A 17,012-nucleotide genomic window follows, 5' to 3' on the forward strand; every position below is an offset into this window, starting at 1 on the left:
CGAAGGGTGCCGGCACCACGGCCGGGCCAGATGCTTCGACAAGCTCGGCATGAGCGGTTGGCGGGAGGATTGCGTGTCAGGCCCCCGGCAGTTCGAGAATGCGCTTGGCGACAACGTTGAGCATGACCTCGCTCGTCCCGCCCTCGATCGAATTGGCCTTGGTGCGCAGCCACGAACGCGCCGGCGCGCCGCCGCGCGTTTCCTCGCTATCCCACTCGAGCGCGGTGCTTCCGCCAGCTGCCATCAGCAGTTCGTGCCGCCGCTTGTTGAGCTCGGTCCCGGCGTATTTCATCATGTTGGGCTGCGCCGGATGCGCCTTGCCGACCTTGATCTCGTCGAGGAACTTCTCGCCCATTGCGGCGAAGGACAGCGCATCGATATCGAACTGTGCCAGCTCCGCGCGCAGCATCGGCTCATCGAGCCCGCCCCGCGCCAGCACTTTGCCGATCGTGCTCGTCTGCTCGCCGCCGCCCGCGCCCGAGATCATCTCGCGCTCATGGCCCAGGAGGTACTTGGCCACGTCCCAGCCCCGATTAAGCTGGCCGACAATCTGGTGCTTGGGCGCCACCACGTTGTCGAAGAACGTCTCACAGAAGGGGGAACTGCCGCTGATCAGCTTGATCGGCTTGGTCGTCACGCCCGGCGTCGTCATGTCGAACAGCAGGAACGAAATCCCCTGGTAGACATTGGTCTTGTCGGTGCGGACGAGGCAGAAAATCCAGTCGGCCTTGTCGGCATAGGAGGTCCAGATCTTCTGGCCGTTGACGACCCAATGGTCGCCCTTGTCCTCGCCGTAAGTCTGCAAGCTGACGAGATCGGACCCCGAACCCGGCTCCGAATAGCCCTGGCACCAGCGGATCTCGCCGCGCGCGATCTGGTTCAGATAGAGCACTTTCTGCTCTTCGGTGCCAAACTTCAAAAGCGCGGGGCCCAGCATCCAGATGCCGAAGCTCGAAAGCGGCGGCCGCGCCCCGGCGCGGGTCAGTTCCTCGCGCCACACCTTCGCTTCCGCCGGGCTCATCCCCGCGCCGCCATAAGCCTTGGGCCAGTCCGGCACCGTGTAGCCCTTGGCCGCGCAGACCTCCATCCAGGCCTTCTGCGCCGCGCTTTTGAACACGAAATTGCGCCCGCCCCAGCAGATGTCGTCCTCGCCCTGCACGGGCCGGCGCATCTCTTCCGGGCAGTTCGCCTCGATCCACGCGCGGATTTCCGCGCGGAAGGTCTCCAGGTCAGCCATCGCTTATGCTCCTCTCTTAATCGAGAGGTTAAGGCGACTCGCAGCACGCTGGCAAGCACCGATTTCAGCACGGTTTTCCGCCAATCCGCGCCATTGGCGCATGCCGTAGCGTAAAGCCGATCGGCATTGACGAAGGGACGCTTGGGCCTAAGCTCGCGCCAAAATCAAAACCACGGAGAGGTTCCCATGCGATTCCACAACAAGACCGTCGTCGTCACCGGCGCGGCATCGGGCATCGGTCGCGCCACCGCGATCCAGTTCGCCGCCGAAGGCGCGAAAGTCTATGCCGCCGATATCGATGAAGCCGGCCTTGCCGCCACCGCCGCCGAATCCAACGGCGAAGTCCACACCGTGCGCTGCGACGTCTGCAACTGCGAGGACATCAAGGCCCTGATGGACCGCGCCGCTGCCGAAACCGGCGGGATCGACGCCGTGTTCAACAACGCCGGGGCAGGCGGAGACATGGCCAGGATCGACGAGATCGAGCCCGAAGGCTGGGACCGCACGATGCACCTCCTGCTGCGCTCGGTCGCGTTCGGCATACGCTATGCCGTCCCGCACATGATCGGGCGCAAGGGCGCTGCCATCGTCAACACGTCCTCGGTCGCTGCGGTCGGACCCGGCTACTCGCCAAACGCCTACGCTGTCGCCAAGGCGGGCGTGCTCCACCTGACCAAGACCAGCGCCGCCGATCTTGCCCGCCACCAGATCCGCGTGAACGCCGTCCAGCCCGGCTTCATCAACACCAACATCTTCACCACCTCGCTCGAAGTCCCTGCCGAACTCGAGGCGCAGGCCAAGGGCGCGATCGCGATGATGAGCCAGGCCGCCCAGCCCGTCGCACGCGGCGGCCAGCCGAGCGACATCGCCGAAGCCGTGCTCTACCTGTGCAGCGAAGCGGCGAGCTTCGTGAACGGCACCTCGATCATCGTCGATGGCGGCCTCACCATCGGCCCGCGCCATTCGTGGGATCCCGAAGTGCCTGATCTGTTCGAAGCGCTGCGCCAGATGAAAGCGGCGGCCGAAGCAGCTGCCTGACGAAACTGGCGCTTGATCTGGCGCAAGGTTTAACCGACAGATTAAATCAACAAACAAGAGCGGTGCCACACACCCGCACCGCAGGAGAGCAAACATGGATTTCGAACCCACCGAGCGGCAGGTCTACTGGCGCAATCGCGTCCGCGATTTCATCGAGACCAATGTCCGCCCGCGCCACAGGGACTACAAGGCCGAGCAGGCCAGCGGTGGACGCTGGAAAGTGCTGCAGGTGGTCGAGGAAGAGAAGGCCAGGGCCAAGGCCGCCGGCATCTGGAACCTGTTCATGCCTCCGCGCAACGGCGGCCACCACCATGTCGATGAAACGTTCGAATTCGAAGGCCCCGGCCTCACCAACCTCGAATACGCGCTCTGCGCCGAGGAAATGGGCCGCATCGGCTGGGCCAGCGAAGTGTTCAATTGCTCCGCCCCCGATACCGGCAACATGGAAGTGTTCCACCGCTACGGCACGGCCGAACAGAAGGAGCAGTGGCTGCGCCCGCTGATGAACGGCGAGATTCGCTCCGCCTTCCTGATGACCGAGCCGCTCGTCGCCTCGTCGGACGCGACCAACATCGAAACCCGGATGGTGCGTGAAGGCGATGAATACGTCATCAACGGCCGCAAGTGGTGGTCCTCAGGCCTCGGCGATCCGCGCTGCAAGATCGCTATCGTCATGGGCAAGACCGATACCTCGGCCAAGCGCCACGCGCAGCAGTCGCAGGTGCTCGTTCCGATGGACGCGCCGGGCGTTAACATCCTGCGCCACCTCCCCGTGTTCGGCTATGATGATGCGCCGCACGGCCACATGGAAGTCCTGCTCGAAAACGTCCGCGTCCCCGTCTCCAACGTCGTGCTCGGCGAAGGCCGCGGGTTCGAGATCGCGCAAGGCCGCCTCGGGCCGGGCCGCATCCACCACTGCATGCGCACGATCGGCGTTGCCGAGGAAGCGCTCGCCAAGATGGCCCGCCGCCTCCAGTCGCGCGTCGCCTTCGGCAAGCGGATTTCCGAGCAGTCGGTGTGGGAAGAGCGCATCGCCCGCGCCCGCATCGATATCGAGATGACTCGCCTGCTCTGCCTCAAGGCCGCAGACATGATGGACAAGGTCGGCAACAAGGCCGCCGCGCTCGAAATCGCGATGATCAAGGTGCAGGCCCCCAACATGGCGCTGCGCATCATCGATGATGCGATTCAGGCCCACGGCGGCGGCGGCGTTTCGGAAGATTTCGGCCTCGCCGAAGCCTACGCCCACCAGCGCACGCTGCGCCTGGCGGACGGTCCGGACGAAGTCCACGCCCGCGCCGTCGCGCGCATCGAATATGCCCGCCACACCGATCTGCCGAGCGACCCGGGCTTCACCTCGGGCGACATGGCAATCTCGCGCTGAAGCGATCAGACCCGCTCCGGCCTTCCCCCTCCCCGTGAGGGGAGGGCCGGGGAGGGGCGTTCGGCGTCTCGGCAAGGCAGTACGCCCCCACCCAGCCTCCCCCTCACGGGGGAGGAGCCGCACAGTCGGAGAATATGACAATGAAAGCCGCCATCCTCGAAAAAGCCGGCAGCCCGCTCGTCATCGACCAGCTCACCGTGTCGAAGCCCGGCCCGCACGAAGTCCTGATCCGCACCGTCGCCTGCGGCCTGTGCCATTCGGACCTGCACTTCATTGAGGGAACCTACCCGCATCCGATGCCCTGCGTCGGCGGGCACGAAGCCGCCGGCATCGTCGAGGAAGTCGGCAGCGAGGTCCGCACGGTCAAGAAGGGCGATGCTGTCGTCACCTGTCTTTCGGCCTTCTGCGGCCACTGCGAATTCTGCGTCACGGGTCGCATGTCGCTCTGCCTCGGCGGCGATACCCGCCGCCGTCCCGGCGAGGCCCCGCGCCTCACCCGTTCGAGCGATGGCAGCATGGTCAACCAGATGCTCAATCTCTCGGCCTTTGCCGAAATGATGCTCATCCACGAACACGCCTGCGTCGCGATCAATCCCGAAATGCCACTGGACCGCGCCGCCGTCATCGGCTGCGCCGTTACCACTGGCGCGGGCACGATCTTCAACGCCTGCAAGGTCACTCCGGGCGAGACTGTCGCGGTGATCGGCTGCGGCGGCGTCGGCCTCGCCACGATCAACGCGGCCAAGATCGCCGGTGCAGGCCGCATCATCGCCGCCGATCCGATGCCCGAAAAGCGCGAACTCGCGATCAAGCTCGGCGCGACGGACGTCGTCGATGCGCTTGATCCCGATGCCGCCAAACAGATCCAGGAAATGACCAAGGGCGGCGTTCACCACGCCATCGAAGCCGTTGGTCGCCCCGCCTCGGGCGATCTCGCCGTCGCTTCGCTGCGCCGCGGCGGCACCGCCACGATCCTCGGCATGATGCCGCTGAACCACAAAGTCGGCCTCTCCGCGATCGACTTGCTCTCGGGCAAGAAGCTGCAGGGCGCGATCATGGGCGGCAACCACTTCCCGGTCGATCTCCCCCGCCTCGTTGATTTCTACATGCGCGGTCTGCTCGATCTCGACACGATCATCGCCGAGCGCATTCCCCTCGAAAGCATCAACGAAGGCTTCGAGAAGATGAAGGGTGGCCACGCCGCCCGCTCGGTCATCGTGTTCGGCCAGTGATCTGACCAACGAAATTAGCCCCCCCCCCAAACCCCGCCCATCCTGAGCTTGTCGAAGGACTGTCCTTCTTTTGCGGCCAAGCGCATCGCTCAAAGGAAAGAACACCCCTTCGACAAGCTCAGGGCAGACGGGTGTGGGGCGGCCGAAGTGCAGATGTCTCAAACGGGAAAGCGCCAATGACTGAACCTGCCATCGACGCCCAGGCCGCCTTCACCGGCACCGTCGCCCCCGAAGGCGCGGACAAGCTTGACGAAGGCAAGCTCACCCCATGGTTCGAAGCCAACGTGGCGGGCTTTCAAGGCCCGCTCACGGTCTCGAAGTTCAAGGGCGGCCAGTCCAACCCCACCTACCGGATCGACGCGCCCTCAGGCCCCTACGTGCTGCGCCGCAAGCCCTATGGCAAGCTGCTCCCCAGCGCCCATGCGGTGGACCGAGAATACAAGGTGCAGGCAGCGCTGGCCCCCACCGGCTTCCCGGTCGCCCCGCAATATGGCCTGTGCACCGATGACGAAGTCGCCGGCAGCTGGTTCTATGTCATGGGCTGCGTCGATGGCCGCACCATCTGGGACGGCGCGATGCCCGGCGCGACCCCCGAAGACCGCCGCGCCACCTACTTCGCCATGGTCGATACGCTCGCCCAGCTCCACAGCGTCGATGTCGATGCTGTCGGCCTCAGCGATTTCGGCAAGCCCGGCAATTACTTCGGCCGCCAGGTCGATCGCTGGACCAAGCAGTACCGCCTATCGGAAACCGAGCACATGGAGACGATGGAACGCCTCATCGAATGGCTCCCGCGCACGCTCCCCGAACAGACCCGCACCAGCGTCGTCCACGGCGATTACCGCATCGACAACATGATCTTCGCCCACGGTGCGCCCAAGCCGCTCGCGGTGCTCGATTGGGAACTCTCCACCCTCGGCGATCCCCTCGCCGATTTCACCTACTTCGCGATGGCGTGGTCGACCGAAAACGGCGGCCGCTCGGGTGTCATGGACCTCGACCGCGCAGCCCTCGGCATCCCCGAGCTTGACGAAGTCGTCGCCCGCTACTGCGAAAAGACGAGCAGCGACGTCATCGCCGGCATGGACTGGTACCTCGCCTACAACTACTTCCGCCTCGCCGGCATCATCCAGGGCATCAAGAAGCGCTACCTCGACGGCACCGCCAGCAGCGCCCACGCCAAGACCATGTCCGACCGCGTCGGCCCACTGGCGGATAAAGCGTGGGAATACGCGGTGAAGGCGGGGGCGTGAGCCAATTCCTCCCCGAGCTAGTTCAGCCCGAAGGGCTGACGGAGGGGTAAGACCGCCGCGAATGCCTCCACCACATCGCCCCTTTGCGCGCCATCCATCCGATCTGGTGCAACCACATTGATCCGTTGAAGTGCTGCCCATACTCATCCTGTTCGCAGGCGTGAAAAAAGGGCAGCCGCAATGATGGATCGGCGTGTTTTCGGATCAGCGATGTTTGGCGGTATGGCTGGCCTGCTGGCCACGCCGGGGCTTGCAGCACCTACTGCGGCGTCTGCACCCGGCCTTCCGCTGGTTGGTGTATGGCGGCTGCTCGATGCCGCAACGGTGCTGGCCGACGGCCGGGAATTAGATCTGGACGGGCGCAAAGGCCCCTACAAGGGCACGATCATCTATACGCCCGAGCGCATCGTTGCCGTGCAGATTGCCAGCGCCCGCGCAACGCTTGATCCCGCCACACCCTTCGACCGGGTACCAGACGCACAGCGCTTGCCGTTCCTCGACACCTACGAGGCTTATTTCGGGACCTATGATGTCGACGAAGCTGCCGGAATCGTGCGCCATCATTGTGAGGCCTCGCTGGATCCGACAGGTCCCGGGCTCGTCTATGAGCGCCGCTTTTCAATCTCGGGCGATATCCTCACGATCCGCACGACAGCCGACAAAAACGTGTCTGCGGATGGGCACTACAACCGCCTGCATTGGAAGCGCGTTCGCATCTGATTGAGGGGGCTGCACGCGTAATGGGCCTTGCCCACGGCAAGCAATCCACTACCGCAACGCGCCATGCCCCAGCCCGCCCCCCTCACCGTCGCCGCGCTCTATCGCTTCGCCCGCTTCGATGACCCGGCGTCTCTGCGCGCGCCGCTTCTCGCGCTCTGCGCAGCGCAAGCCATCAAGGGCACGCTCCTGCTCGCCCGCGAAGGCATCAACGGCACCATCGCTGGCAGCGAGGATGGCATCGCCAGCGTCCTCAATCATATCCGCCAACTCCCCGGCTGCGCCGATCTCGATGTGAAGTATTCCGCCGCCCCCGCCATGCCCTTCGGCCGCATGAAAGTGCGGATCAAGCGCGAGATCGTCACCATGGGCGAGCCGGACATCGATCCCCTCGCCAGTGTCGGCACTTACGTCGCTGCGCACGATTGGAACGCGCTGATCACCGATCCCGAAACCATCGTGATCGACACGCGCAATGCCTACGAAGTCGCCATCGGCACCTTCCCGGGCGCCATCAATCCAGAAACGCGCAGCTTCAGCGAGTTCCCCGGCTGGTTCCGGCGCGAGCGTGAATGGCTACTCGGCAAAGGCAAACCCCGCAAAGTCGCGATGTTCTGCACCGGCGGCATCCGCTGCGAGAAATCGACCGCCTTCCTCAAGGCCGAAGGCATCGAGGAGGTCTACCACCTCCAGGGCGGCATCCTGCGCTACCTCGAAGACGTGCCCGCCGAGCAAAGCCTGTGGCATGGCGAATGCTTCGTGTTCGACGAACGCGTCGCGCTGGGCCACGGCCTCGCCGAGGGCGAGCATACGCTCTGCCGCACCTGCGGCCGCGCGGTGCCGTCAGGCGAAAGCTGCGAGGCGTGCACTAGCGAAGAATGATTTCGCGCAGAGGCGCAGAGGCGCAGAGACGCAGAGAAAGGTCGAAGCCTGCGGCGCAGCCGCCTTCAATCCTTCCTTCTTCTCAGCGCCTCCGCGCCTCTGCGCGATCCAATCTACCTCGCTTCACTCCACCACAAACGTCAGCGCGCCGTCACCCTCATCAATCCGCACCGTGCTGCCATCGGGCACTTCGCCCCCCAGCAGCCGCTCGGCCAGCGGATCCTGCACGTAGCGCTGCACCGCGCGCTTCAGCGGCCTTGCGCCATAGACCGGATCGTAGCCCACCCGGCCCAGCCAGCGCTTTGCGGCATCGGTCAGGTCGATCACGATCTTGCGGTCCTTCAGCAGCGCCTGCACCCGCGCTACCTGCAGATCGACGATCGGTGCCATGTGCTCGTGGCCCAGGCGGTGGAACAGGATGATCTCGTCCAGCCGGTTGAGGAACTCCGGCCGGAAGTGCGCGCGCACCACGTCCATCACCTGCGGCTCGACAACCGATACGTCCTGCCCTTCCTCAAGGTTCGCGAGGTACTGGCTGCCGAGGTTCGACGTCAGCACGATCAGCGTGTTGGTGAAGTCCACCACGCGGCCCTGCCCATCGGTCAGGCGGCCATCGTCGAGCACTTGCAGCAGCACGTTGAACACGTCCTGGTGCGCCTTCTCCACCTCGTCGAACAGCACGACCTGATAGGGCCGCCGCCGCACCGCCTCGGTCAGCACGCCGCCTTCATCATACCCGACATAGCCCGGAGGCGCGCCGATCAGCCGGCTCACGGAATGCTTCTCCATGAACTCGGACATGTCGATGCGCACCATCGCGTTGTCGTCGTCGAACAGGAAGCCCGCGAGCGCCTTGGTCAGTTCGGTCTTGCCGACGCCCGTGGGGCCAAGGAACAGGAACGAGCCCAGCGGCCGGTTCGGGTCCTGCAGCCCTGCCCGCGCACGCCGCACCGCCTTGGACACAGCGACCACCGCATCGCGCTGTCCGATCACCCGCTTGCCGATGGTCTCTTCCATCTTCAGCAGCTTCTCGCGCTCGCCCTGCAGCATCCGCTCGACCGGCACCCCGGTCCAGCGGCTGACCACCCCGGCAATATCGTCCGCAGTCACTTCCTCGCGCAGAAGCGCGTTTTCCGCCATGCCCTGCGCCTCGGCCAGCTGCTTCTCGAGCTCGGGAATCCGGCCATAGGCCAGCTCACCCGCCTTGCCGAGATCGCCCTGCCGCTGCGCCTGCTCCAGCTCGATCCGCGCCGCATCGAGCGCTTCCTTGAGCTTCCCCTCGGCGGCGATCTTGTCGCGCTCGTTCTGCCAGCGCGTGGTGAGCTCGCTCGATTGCTGCTCCAGATTGGCAAGCTCCTCGCGCAGCGCGGCCAGCCGGTCCTTCGAGGCAGAGTCGCTCTCCTTGGCGAGCGCCATTTCCTCGATCTTCAGCTGGATGATCCGCCGGTCGAGGTTCTCGATTTCCTCCGGTTTGCTCTCCACTTCCATGCGCAGCCGGCTGGCGGCTTCGTCCATCAGGTCGATCGCCTTGTCGGGCAGGAAGCGGTCCGCGATGTAGCGGTTGGAAAGCGTCGCCGCCGCGACAATCGCGCCATCGGTGATCCGCACGCCGTGGTGCAGCTCGTACTTCTCCTTGAGGCCCCGGAGGATCGAGATCGTGTCCTCCACGGTCGGCTCACCCACGAACACCGGCTGGAACCGCCGCTGCAACGCGGGGTCCTTCTCGACATACTTCTGGTACTCGTCGAGCGTCGTCGCGCCGATGCAATGCAGCTCGCCGCGCGCCAGCGCCGGCTTCAGCAGGTTGCCCGCATCCATCGCGCCTTCCGATTTGCCGGCGCCGATCAGCGTGTGCATCTCGTCGATGAACAGGATGATCTCGCCCTCGGCGCCCTTCACTTCGTCGAGCACGGCCTTCAGCCGCTCCTCGAACTCGCCGCGATACTTCGCGCCCGCAATCAGGCTGCCCATGTCGAGCGACATCAGCCTCCGGTCTTTCAGGCTGTCGGGCACGTCGCCATTGGCGATGCGGATGGCGAGCCCTTCCGCAATCGCGGTCTTGCCCACGCCGGGTTCGCCGATCAGCGCCGGATTGTTCTTGGTCCGCCGCGCGAGGATCTGGATCGTACGCCGGATTTCCTCGTCGCGCCCGATCACGGGGTCGAGCTTGCCTTCGCGCGCCGCTTCGGTGAGGTCGCGGGCATACTTCTTCATCGCCTCATAGGCATTCTCCGCCCCGGCACTGTCTGCCGTGCGGCCGCCGCGCAGCGCGGTAATCGCTGCTTCCAGCGACTGCGCCGTCACGTTCGCGGTCTTGAGCGCCTGCCCTGCTGCAGTCGTGGTCGCCAGCGTGAGCGCCACCAGCATGCGCTCGACGGTCACATAGGCATCGCCGCTCTTCGCCGCGATCTGCTCGGCCGCGTCGAGCACGCGCACGGCATCGTTGTCGAGCCCGGGGGTCGCTTGCGCCCCGCCGCCCGAAACGGCCGGGATCCTGGCCAGCGCCTTGTCCACTTCGGCCAGCGCAACGGAAGCCGTGCCCCCGGCGCGCTGGATCAGCCCCGATGCCATGCCCTCGCTGTCTTCCAGCAAGGCTTTCAGCACATGTTCGGGCGCGATCCGCTGATGGCTGTTGCGGATGGCAACGGTTTGCGCCGCCTGCAGAAAGCCCTTGGCGCGATCGGTGAATTTCTCGAGGTTCATGGGTTGGATTTCCTCCTGATGACCCAAAGGTAGTGTGTCATTTCGGCCACACAAGGACATGGATCAAAATTCCGTCCACGCCCGGCCAGGTCGGCCCGCAACGTGACGTAAAGACCCGGAAATGACGCTGTCCTGATGGGTATCAGCCCGCGCCAACCAGCGCACACCTGTCGATGACCAGATGGCGTTCGTCGGGCACTGATTGTCCTACACGCGGCTTTGCCGCTATGCTCGAACGTATGACGTCAGTCTGCACAGCCCTGCCCTGGCCCTTGATCGACCTGGCCGATCAAAAGCCTTCTACTGATCGATTGCAATTATTCCTCAGGACAGTGTCAACTGTGTCAACTTGGTCGCCGCAGCCACGCCCATCAGGGCAAGCGGCCGCCCGAATCGATTTAGCTTCTGTTCAGCCGTCCCATGCTCTGAAACAGAGCGACCACTCCCCTCAGCGCAGCTGCCGTCCGGCACGCCGCGCCAGCCGCAGGATCACCATGCCCCGTTCGCTGTCCCGTTCGCTGATGGCTTCTCTTCTCGCGCTCCCGGTCCTGCTGGCCGCCGTGCCCGCACTCGCCGCCGATCCTGCCGCTCCGCAGATCACGGCGGCGCCGGTGGCCGATCTCGTCAAGGCGGTGGACATTCCCTACGAGCGCTTCACGCTCCCCAACGGCCTCACCGTCCTCGTCCATACCGATCGCAAGGCTCCGGTCGTCGCGGTGTCGGTCTGGTACAAAGTCGGCTCCAAGAACGAACCGCGCGGCAAAACCGGCTTTGCCCACCTCTTCGAACACCTGATGTTCAACGGCTCGGAAAACGCGCCGAACGACTTCTTCACCCCGCTCAAGGAAGTCGGCGCGACCGACGCCAACGGCACGACCTGGTTCGACCGGACCAACTACTACGAGACGATCCCGACCGCCGCGCTGGACCGCGCACTGATGCTCGAAAGCGACCGCATGGGCCACCTGCTCGGCGCGGTCACACAGGAGAAGCTCGATAACCAGCGGGCCGTCGTCCAGAACGAGAAGCGCCAGGGCGATAATGCCCCCTTCGGCCTCATCGAATACGAAGAGTACGAAACGCTTTACCCCGCCGGGAACCCCTACCACCACACCACCATCGGCTCGATGGCCGATCTCGACAGCGCCAGCCTGGCCGATGTGAAGGGCTGGTTCCGCGATCACTACGGCCCGAACAACGCGGTGCTGGTGCTGGCGGGCGATATCGATCTCGCCACTGCGAAGGCGAAAGTGGAGAAGTGGTTCGGCGCCATTCCCGCCGGTCCCGTCGTCCAGCCGGTCAGCGTCCCGGTGCCGACCTTGCCCGCGCCTGTCGCCCGCACTGTGCAGGACCGCGTCGCCACCACCCGAGTCTACCGCATGTGGGCCATCCCCGGGCTCGACAACCCGGACTACCTTCCGCTTCAGGTCGGCGGCCTGATCCTCGGCGGACTTGCCAGTTCGCGGCTCGATGATGCGCTGGTGCGCGGCGCGCAGACCGCCGTTTCAGCCTCCGCGCACGCCGACGTGTTCGCGCAGGGCGGCCAGTTCGTGATGGAGGCCGACGTCAAGCCGGGTACCGACCCGGCCAAGGTCGGCGCCGCGCTCGATGCACAGCTCACGCGTCTGATGACCGAAGGCCCCACCGCTGACGAACTCGCCCGCGCCGCGACCACATTCGCCGCCAGCGAGATCCGCTCGCTCGAATCCGTGGGCGGCGGCGGCAAGGCCTCGACGCTCGCCGAAGGGTTGATCTTCTCGGGCGATCCGGCCCACTACCGCACGGAACTCGAAGCAGCGGCAAAGCTGACCCCGGCTGCCGTGCGCGATGCGCTGGCGCGGTGGCTGAAGCGCCCGGTCTTTGCGCTCACCGTCACCCCCGGGGACCGCACTGGCGGCGGCGAAGCGCGCGGCGGCGATCCGGCCTTGCCGCCTGCTGTTGCGGCTCCGGCGGCCCCTGTCGGCCTCACCGCAAGCAGCACCGATGCCGATCGCAGCAAGATCCCGCCCGCCGGCAATGTCCCCACGCTCGATTTCCCCGCCATCGAACGGACCAGCCTCAAGAACGGCATCAAGGTCGTGTTCGCCCGCCGCAGCGCGGTGCCGGTGGTTTCGGTGCGCGTCTCGTTCGATGCGGGCTACGCCGCCGATCCGAGAGATGCGCGCGGCACGACCGCACTGCTGGTGCGCCTGATGAACGAGGGCACGACCAGCCTCGATTCCTCCGCGCTTGCCCGCGCCAAGGAAACGCTGGGCGCCTCGATCAACGGCATGGGGATGCCGGATTCGACCGCTTTCGAACTCAACGCGCTGGTGCCCAATCTGGCCCCCTCGCTCGATCTCCTTGCTGATTACGTGCGCCACCCGGCGCTCGACCCGGCGGAGCTCGAACGCGTGCGCAACCAGCAGCTCAGTACGATCCAGTCCGAGCGCACCGATCCCTATGCGCTGGCCAGCCGGGTGCTCTATCCCGCGATCTACGGCCCGGCGCATCCCTATGGCTATGCCCCCAGCGGCACGGGCGAGCCGGACGTGGTCAGTAAGCTGACACGCGCTGACCTCGCCGCGTTCCACGCCCGCTGGCTGCGGCCGGACCGCGCGACGATCTATGTCGTGGGCGATACCACGCTCGCCGCTGTCGTTCCGCTGCTCGAGAAGAGCTTCGGCAACTGGCCCTCGAACCGCATGGCCCCGCCGGTCAAGGACTTCTCCGCCCCGATCCCCGCGCCCGCCCCGCGCATCGTCCTGATCGACCGGCCGGGTTCACCGCAATCGATGATCCTCGGCGGCGAAGTGATCCCCGCCAAGGGCACCGACGATACCGTCACCTTGCGCACCGCCAACGATGTGCTCGGCGGTGATTTCCTCAGCCGCATGAACACCAACCTGCGCGAAACCAAGGGCTGGTCCTACGGCGTCGCCAGCCTGGTCAACGACCGTGCCGACCGGCTGCTGTTCATGATCTACGCGCCCGTCCAGACCGACCAGACCGGCCCCTCGATCACCGAACTGCGCGGCGAGATGACGCGTTACCTCGGCCCCAAGGGCACCACCTCCGAAGAAGCCGCCCTCGCAACCCAGGGCAGCGCACGCGAACTTCCGGGCGCGTTCGAAACCTCGGGCGCGGTGCTCGACGGCGTCGCCAAGATCGAGACTTACAAGCGGCCGGACAACTACTACGCCACGCTCCCCGCGCGCTACCGCACGATGACCCCGGCCGATCTGGACGCTGCAGCGCGCAAGGCAATCGACCCGTCCAAGGTGGTCTGGGTGGTTGTCGGCGATGCCGCCAAGGTCAAACCGCAGCTCGATGGACTGGGCTTGCCGGTGGAGGTGATGAAGGCGGAGTGAGGGTTGGGTGAGAGCCCGCCAAAGGCCCCTCACCGCTCACTGCTTGATCTTGGCCCGGCTCACCAGCGTTGGGCTTTCGATCTCCTGCCCGGTGCGCAAGTCCACGACGGTATCGCGGTGATACCCCAGCACGCCGGGAACCGGCGATAGCCGCGAGATGAAGATACCGTAGAGGTTGTTGAGCTTGCCGTGCGCGTGGAACTCGGCCTGCTCGTGCGGCCAGTCCTTCAGAGTGGCAGGCAGGCCGTACTTGGTCTCACCGAGCACAAGCGGCAGGCGTGCTTCCTTGCCTGCGGCCACGCGCTTCTCGTTGGCTTCCTTCTGCATGAGCCGTTCGTAGTCCATGTCCTGATCGATACGCGGAGCGGTGAGCAGCCAATTGCCAAGGTCGGTGATCGCACCGGCCTTCACTTCGAAATGCACCGTCCCCATGCACAGGCACGTGCCCCCAGCCGGAACACCGCCGCCGCCAAGGACTGCGCCATACCAGATGTAGGTCCCGGGCTTGACCGCCGTCATGTAGCTCACGGTTTCGCCCTTGGCGTAGACGAACTGCGGACCGAACCCGACAGAATCGCGCAGCTCGATCGGATCGAACTGGAAGGCTTCCAGCTTTGGCTCAACCGGCGCATCGGGCACTTTCATCTTGTGCTCTTCCAGTTGCGCCTTGTTTGCCAGCCATTGCGCATATTCGGAACGATAGGACTTGAGCGCTTTCTGGAATGCCTTCTGCCGGTCCTTCTCCCAGTCCGCACGGGTCGTGTCATCGGGCACACGCAGGAACGTGCCCCACCAGCGACTGGGCCCGCTGACAAAGATATAGCCCCTGGCGGGATCGAACTTCACCTTGCCGGAAACGACGTTCTTCTCCTCGACCGGCTCGGCGCGCAGCGCGGTTGCGGTGAGGCAGGTTGCGGCAAGCGCCACCGCGATCAGATTACGCACGATCCTCACAGCCCCAGCTCCTTCGTCGTCGGGGTCGGGCCGGAGGCGACCAGCGCCTGCAGCGCCAGCGCATCGTTGCGCCGGTCTTCCTTCTTGCGGCCCATACCTTCCTCGAAGTTGAACTCGGTCCACAAGTCGCGGCTCAGGCCGTAGCGCTGGTACTCCTTGAAATGCATGCAGTTGCGCAGGTTCACCCGTCGCTGCGCCCGCCGCGCGGCAGAGCCGAAGATCGCATCGGCGACAACACTGCCGATGGCGCTGCCGATCGCGCCGGTCAACACGCCGTAGTTGGCAAAGGCGGCAGCATTTCCGGCCGTGCTATCGTAGTAAATGCTGCTTCCGCTCGCCAGCGCATCGCATTCATGGATGTCGACATAGGCTTCGGCGAACGTTGTGTTGGCCCGGTGGAAATAGAAGTACTTGTCGTAATCCTGCTCGATTTCCGGCGTCGGGGTGAAATCGAGCTTGGGCATCACCAGCCCCTCAGGCGAAGGGATGGTGGCCTCCGAAGTGGCTGCCGTCGGCGCTGCTGGAGCGGCGGCCACAGCCGGATTCGCAAGCTGTACCGGTGCGGCTTCCTGCGCCGCTGCCTGCTGCACCGAAACCGGCGCAGACACAAAGATGGCGGCCAACACGGCCGTCAAAGCATGATTTCGAAACAAGGCTAGCCCCCATTGATTGAGGGAATAGCAGCACATCGTTCGCCCGTTTGGAAGACGAATTCGCATCTTGCCGGGGAGAACGCCGGGCCCGGCTTGCCAGGCCCCCCGCTCAGCCCAGCTTCGCCTTCAGTACCTCGTTCACCAGCCCCGGATTGCCCTTGCCCTGCATTGCCTTCATCGTCTGGCCGACGAAGAAGCCGAACAGCGCTTCCTTGCCGCCCTTGTACTGGGAGACCTTGTCGGCATTCGCGGCGAGCACGGCATCGACCGCGGCCTCGATCGCGCCGGTGTCCGATGTCTGCGTCAGGCCTTCGCGCTCGACGATCACAGCGGGGGCGTCGCCGGTTTCGAGCATGAGTTCGAGCACCTGCTTGGCGGCGCTGCCCGAGATCGTGCCCTTGCCGACAAGTGCCAGCAGTTCGCCGCCCGCTTCGGGGCTGACGGGGCTCTCGAGCAGGCTCTTGCCCACCTTGCCCAGCGCGCCGAACAGTTCGGAGGTCAGCCAGTTGGCCGCCTGCTTGGCAACCTCGCTCTCCGGCTTGCCTTGCTTTTCCGCGCTCGCGGCAAGCAGCGCCTCGAACCAGCGCGAGGTTTCAACCTCGGCGGTCAGCACGCCGGCGTTGTAGGCGGAAAGGCCCAGCACCGTCTCGTAGCGGTGGCGCTTGGCATCGGGCAGTTCGGGCAGGCTCGCGCGGCATTCCTCGAGGAACGCGTCGTCAAGCTCGATCGGCAGCAGATCGGGATCGGGGAAGTAGCGGTAATCGTGCGCATCTTCCTTGCTGCGCATCGAGCGCGTCTCGTTGCGGTCCGGATCGTAGAGCCGGGTTTCCTGCACAATCTTGCCACCATCCTCAAGCACACCGACCTGACGCTTGGCCTCCTGCTCGACCACCGCCATCACGAAGCGCACCGAATTGACGTTCTTCGTCTCGGTCCGCGTGCCGAACGGTTCGCCGGGCTTGCGCACCGAGACATTCACGTCCGCGCGCATCGAGCCCTGGTCCATGTTGCCATCGCACGAGCCGACATAGCGCAGGATCGTGCGCAGCTTGGCGAGATAGGCCCCCGCTTCGGCCGGCGAGCGCATGTCCGGCCGGCTGACGATTTCCATCAGCGCGACGCCCGAACGGTTGAGATCGACGTAGGACATCGTCGGGTGCTGATCGTGCATCAGCTTGCCCGCATCCTGCTCCACATGGATGCGCTCGATCCCGATGGTCTTGGTGCTCTCGGGGTTCTTGTCATCGAGCTGCACCTCGATCGCGCCCTCGCCCACGATGGGGTGGTAAAGCTGGCTGATCTGGTAGCCCTGCGGCAGATCCGCGTAGAAGTAGTTCTTGCGATCAAAGCGCGACCACTTGTTGATCTGCGCGCCCACAGCAAGGCCGGTGCGCACCGCCTGACGGATGCATTCGCGGTTGGGCACAGGCAGCATGCCCGGCATTGCAGCGTCAACAAGGCTGACCTGCGTGTTGGGCTCCGCGCCGAACGCGGTGGCGGCGCCCGAAAAGAGCTTCGCCTGCGTGCTGATCTGCGCATGAACTTCGAGGCCGATGACGACCTCCCATTCCCCGGTTGCGCCCTGGATACGATAAGTGGATTCGGTCAC

Annotated in this window: 12 protein-coding genes; 7 read left to right on the forward strand and 5 right to left on the reverse strand. The window is 65.3% G+C overall.

What is annotated here, in order from left to right:
- Nucleotides 1–76: 76 nt before the first annotated feature.
- Nucleotides 77–1,237 carry an acyl-CoA dehydrogenase family protein gene (locus ACO056_RS18020; protein WP_421849505.1) on the reverse strand — a complete coding sequence of 387 codons (1,161 nt, stop codon included), beginning with the start codon at nucleotides 1,235–1,237 and terminating at the stop codon, nucleotides 77–79.
- A 186-nt stretch (nucleotides 1,238–1,423) separates the two neighbouring features.
- On the opposite strand from ACO056_RS18020, the gene ACO056_RS18025 reads away from it, so the two are divergent.
- From ACO056_RS18025 to ACO056_RS18050, 6 genes are all read left to right on the forward strand, one after another.
- Nucleotides 1,424–2,275 (forward strand): SDR family NAD(P)-dependent oxidoreductase, encoded by an 852-nt coding sequence (locus tag ACO056_RS18025; protein WP_421849508.1) that lies wholly within the window; start codon nucleotides 1,424–1,426, stop codon nucleotides 2,273–2,275.
- Nucleotides 2,276–2,369: 94 nt separating this feature from the next.
- Complete coding sequence (locus ACO056_RS18030; RefSeq protein WP_421849512.1) at nucleotides 2,370–3,659, forward strand: acyl-CoA dehydrogenase family protein; 1,290 nt, start codon at nucleotides 2,370–2,372, stop codon at nucleotides 3,657–3,659.
- 140 nt (nucleotides 3,660–3,799) lie between these two features.
- Nucleotides 3,800–4,891: a Zn-dependent alcohol dehydrogenase gene (locus ACO056_RS18035; protein WP_421849515.1), complete on the forward strand. Its 1,092-nt coding sequence runs from the start codon at nucleotides 3,800–3,802 to the stop codon at nucleotides 4,889–4,891.
- Nucleotides 4,892–5,067: 176 nt separating this feature from the next.
- Nucleotides 5,068–6,144: a phosphotransferase family protein gene (locus tag ACO056_RS18040; RefSeq protein WP_421849518.1), complete on the forward strand. Its 1,077-nt coding sequence runs from the start codon at nucleotides 5,068–5,070 to the stop codon at nucleotides 6,142–6,144.
- 180 nt (nucleotides 6,145–6,324) lie between these two features.
- Nucleotides 6,325–6,864 (forward strand): lipocalin-like domain-containing protein, encoded by a 540-nt coding sequence (locus tag ACO056_RS18045; protein WP_421849521.1) that lies wholly within the window; start codon nucleotides 6,325–6,327, stop codon nucleotides 6,862–6,864.
- 63 nt (nucleotides 6,865–6,927) lie between these two features.
- Nucleotides 6,928–7,743 (forward strand): rhodanese-related sulfurtransferase, encoded by an 816-nt coding sequence (locus tag ACO056_RS18050; protein ID WP_421849525.1) that lies wholly within the window; start codon nucleotides 6,928–6,930, stop codon nucleotides 7,741–7,743.
- Between the two features lie 123 nt (nucleotides 7,744–7,866).
- Here ACO056_RS18050 and clpB read toward each other — a convergent pair whose 3' ends face one another.
- On the reverse strand, nucleotides 7,867–10,446 hold the full coding sequence (gene clpB / locus ACO056_RS18055) for an ATP-dependent chaperone ClpB (RefSeq protein ID WP_421849528.1): 2,580 nt from the start codon (nucleotides 10,444–10,446) through the stop codon (nucleotides 7,867–7,869).
- A 494-nt stretch (nucleotides 10,447–10,940) separates the two neighbouring features.
- Between clpB and ACO056_RS18060 the strand changes: the two genes are divergently transcribed.
- Nucleotides 10,941–13,796, forward strand: a complete 2,856-nt coding sequence (locus ACO056_RS18060) for a M16 family metallopeptidase (RefSeq protein ID WP_421849531.1) — start codon at nucleotides 10,941–10,943, stop codon at nucleotides 13,794–13,796.
- A 36-nt stretch (nucleotides 13,797–13,832) separates the two neighbouring features.
- Here the strand turns inward: ACO056_RS18060 and ACO056_RS18065 are convergent, their stop codons facing one another.
- The 3 genes from ACO056_RS18065 to gatB form a co-directional block, all read right to left on the reverse strand.
- Nucleotides 13,833–14,750, reverse strand: coding sequence for a hypothetical protein (locus tag ACO056_RS18065; RefSeq protein WP_421849534.1), 918 nt, complete (start codon nucleotides 14,748–14,750; stop codon nucleotides 13,833–13,835).
- Nucleotides 14,747–15,373: a hypothetical protein gene (locus tag ACO056_RS18070; protein WP_421849537.1), complete on the reverse strand. Its 627-nt coding sequence runs from the start codon at nucleotides 15,371–15,373 to the stop codon at nucleotides 14,747–14,749. The genes ACO056_RS18065 and ACO056_RS18070 overlap by 4 nt, the downstream gene beginning before the upstream one ends.
- Before the next feature lie 139 nt (nucleotides 15,374–15,512).
- Nucleotides 15,513–17,012, reverse strand: a complete 1,500-nt coding sequence (gatB, locus tag ACO056_RS18075; protein ID WP_421849540.1) for an Asp-tRNA(Asn)/Glu-tRNA(Gln) amidotransferase subunit GatB — start codon at nucleotides 17,010–17,012, stop codon at nucleotides 15,513–15,515.

It is taken from the genome of Novosphingobium sp., from assembly GCF_965228995.1.
In the GTDB taxonomy this organism is placed as follows: Bacteria; Pseudomonadota; Alphaproteobacteria; order Sphingomonadales; family Sphingomonadaceae; genus Novosphingobium.

What these genes read in the sequence shown, in the direction of transcription:
- ACO056_RS18025 (WP_421849508.1), top strand. Translation starts at nt 1,424, where the DNA reads ATGCGATTCCACAACAAGACCGTCGTCGTCACCGGCGCGGCATCGGGC.
- ACO056_RS18060 (WP_421849531.1), top strand. Translation starts at nt 10,941, where the DNA reads ATGCCCCGTTCGCTGTCCCGTTCGCTGATGGCTTCTCTTCTCGCGCTC.
- ACO056_RS18020 (WP_421849505.1), bottom strand. Translation starts at nt 1,237, where the DNA reads ATGGCTGACCTGGAGACCTTCCGCGCGGAAATCCGCGCGTGGATCGAG.
- ACO056_RS18045 (WP_421849521.1), top strand. Translation starts at nt 6,325, where the DNA reads ATGATGGATCGGCGTGTTTTCGGATCAGCGATGTTTGGCGGTATGGCT.
- ACO056_RS18030 (WP_421849512.1), top strand. Translation starts at nt 2,370, where the DNA reads ATGGATTTCGAACCCACCGAGCGGCAGGTCTACTGGCGCAATCGCGTC.
- clpB (WP_421849528.1), bottom strand. Translation starts at nt 10,446, where the DNA reads ATGAACCTCGAGAAATTCACCGATCGCGCCAAGGGCTTTCTGCAGGCG.
- ACO056_RS18035 (WP_421849515.1), top strand. Translation starts at nt 3,800, where the DNA reads ATGAAAGCCGCCATCCTCGAAAAAGCCGGCAGCCCGCTCGTCATCGAC.
- ACO056_RS18040 (WP_421849518.1), top strand. Translation starts at nt 5,068, where the DNA reads ATGACTGAACCTGCCATCGACGCCCAGGCCGCCTTCACCGGCACCGTC.
- ACO056_RS18050 (WP_421849525.1), top strand. Translation starts at nt 6,928, where the DNA reads ATGCCCCAGCCCGCCCCCCTCACCGTCGCCGCGCTCTATCGCTTCGCC.